This is a genomic window from Candidatus Marinimicrobia bacterium CG08_land_8_20_14_0_20_45_22 (assembly GCA_002774355.1).
Classification (GTDB): domain Bacteria; phylum Fidelibacterota; class UBA2242; order UBA2242; family UBA2242; genus 0-14-0-20-45-22.
On the sequence record PEYN01000179.1, the window covers coordinates 1 to 2,696 of the forward strand.

The following is a 2,696-nucleotide window of genomic DNA, read 5'->3' on the forward strand; positions in this document are numbered from 1 at the left end:
TCGCTCCGCTTGCGAATTTGCTCTTCTGAAGCATCGGCGAGGATTAATTCTTTGATTTCCGGTGTCAATAGGAAAAACTCATAAATTGCCACGCGTCCCCAAAAACCAGTTCCAGAGCAGTGATCACATCCTTTTCCTTTATAAAAAGTAATTTCATTCGGATTAATTCCCAACGCTTCCAGCCGGGCACGGACATCGCTACTCGGAGTATCCACCACTTTACAATGTAGGCAGATTCGCCGCGCCAATCTCTGAGCGACGACTAACGAAAGCGCCGAGGTAATCAAATATTTATCAACACCCATGTTCAATAAACGAATGATCGTTGCCACCGCGTCATTTGTATGTAAAGTCGATAAAACCAGATGCCCGGTCAACGCCGCCTTGATCGCTATTTCTGCGGTTTCTTTGTCCCGAATTTCACCGACCATCACGACATCCGGGTCTTGCCTCAAGATCGAGCGTAATCCGGCCGCAAACGTCAATCCGACCTGCGGGCGCGCTTGAATCTGGTTAATGCCTTTTAAACGATATTCCACCGGATCCTCAACGGTGATGATATTCTTATCGGGAGAATTAATAAAATTGAGTGACGAGTATAGCGTCGTCGTTTTGCCGCTTCCGGTCGGACCGGTCACTAAAATCATTCCATGAGCCATAGTCAGAATTTCTTTAAACTTCTGCATCGTTTTCGGCTCGAACCCAATGTCGTTAATGTTCAAAGAAACACTGCCTTTATCCAAAATTCGCATAACGACTTTTTCGCCATAGATTGTAGGAAGCGTGGAAATGCGGATATCTATCTGCCGTCCCATGATCTTGATCTTGGTTCGACCGTCCTGAGGCACACGGCGTTCGGCAATATCCAAATTTCCGAGAATTTTAATGCGCGAGATGATTCCCGATTGCATGCGTTTGGGTGGCGGCGTGATTTCGCGTAAAATGCCATCGATTCTCAGACGAATTTTCAGTTCTTTTTCCTGAGGTTCGATATGAACATCACTCGCCCGATCCTGCGTTGCCTGTAATAAGAGCAAATTGACGAATTTAATCGCAGGCGCATCCTCCGCCTGAATTCGGAGCATTTCTTCATCCGATTCTTCATCATCATCTTCTTCAACCTCGAAATCGACCAATTCTTTCATGCTCTCTTCCAGATTTCCTTTTTGAGCATAAATCTTTTCGATTTCTTCTTCGATAACAGCACGAGGCGAAAAAACAACGTCCAGAAGAAAACCAGTCTTTGTCAGGATGGTTTCGAGTGCGATCGGATCGAACGGATTCCACATTGCGACCGAGAGTTTGCCGTCTTTTAATCTAAACGCTAACGCACCGAACCGACGAGCCATATCTTCCGGAATCAGCGCGGCTACCGAAGGATCGATGAAACCTATGGTTTTCAATTCCACCCGCGGAACTTTATTTGTCGTGATAAATGAGTTGATCCGTTTTATGATCGGATCTGTTGTCTGTATTTCTCCGTCCATGCTTTAAACCTTAGAAAAAGACTTCCCAGTCAATAGTTAGAATCATACTTTTAAAAAACCGTTTAGTTGAAACGTCAAATCACGTGCCAGAGGGAATATTTTTAATTTTGTCGTCGAAAATCAGTTGAAAGGTAAGAAACTGTGGAGATTTCGGTTTGTCATATAAATATGATAATCACTTGGAAAAACAGCGATGTTTTCGTTGTTTCCGTTTGAAACGAGATGTCGGATTTTTGTTACAGGGAATTTGAATTCGGATTTTTCAGCCCGAACTTTTTAATTTTCAAGTAGAGATTTTGCCGGGGAATTCCGGTTTCGATCGCTGCTTTGCTGACATTCCAGCCGGTACGCTCCAAAACTGCGCTAAGGTAATTCCTTTCAAAATCTCCTTTGGCAACGGAAAAAATGACTTTGGAATCGACTGAAGTGACAGGATTTAAATTCACTTTCAGGTAATCCGGCAGGTCTTTCACAGAAGTCAGGATGGAATCGCTCAAAGCGATCGCTCGCTCGATAACGCTCTCCAGTTCGCGTACATTACCCGGCCAGTCCCAGTTCACCAGAATATTCATGGATTCTTCATCGATTTCTTTAGGTTTAAGACTTCCGGGAGTCATGTGTTTTGATAGAAAATGCTTGATTAACAACGGAATGTCTTCCCGGCGATCTCTTAATGGCGGTAGAAATAGCGTAATGATATTCAGCCTGTAGTACAAATCCTCGCGGAATTTTCCGTTCTTCACTTCTTGATGAATGTCTTTATTGGTTGCGGAAATGATGCGCACGTTGGCTCGGATCGTTTCTGTACCGCCGACGCGCTGATATGTCTTGTCTTGAAGTACGCGTAGAAATCGGACTTGCAGAGCCGGGCTGGTTTCTCCGATTTCATCCAGAAACAAGGTCCCGCCCTCGGCTTCTTCAAATACGCCTTTGGTGCGTTTAAATGCTCCGGTAAAAGCCCCTTTTTCATACCCGAAGAGTGTCGATTCCAGCAACGTTTCCGGGATTCCGCCGCAATTTACGCTAATGAATTTCTTCTCATAGCGCGTACTGCATTGATGGATCGCTTTAGCGACGAGTTCCTTTCCCGCCCCCGTGTCGCCGACCAGTAGAATCGTCGTATCTAACGGCGCAACTTTCTGGATCATCTTATACAACTCCTGCATATTGGAGCAATTGCCGATGATGGACAAATTTTTCGCACGACTA

The 2,696-nt window shown here is 45.0% G+C and carries 2 protein-coding genes; both read right to left on the reverse strand.

The features are described from left to right. A partial coding sequence (locus tag COT43_10300; GenBank protein PIS27481.1) for a type II secretion system protein GspE occupies nucleotides 1-1,487 on the reverse strand: 1,487 nt, incomplete at its 3' end. A 236-nt stretch (nucleotides 1,488-1,723) separates the two neighbouring features. Then, nucleotides 1,724-2,680, reverse strand: coding sequence for a hypothetical protein (locus COT43_10305; GenBank protein ID PIS27482.1), 957 nt, complete (start codon nucleotides 2,678-2,680; stop codon nucleotides 1,724-1,726). Nucleotides 2,681-2,696 lie beyond the last annotated feature (16 nt).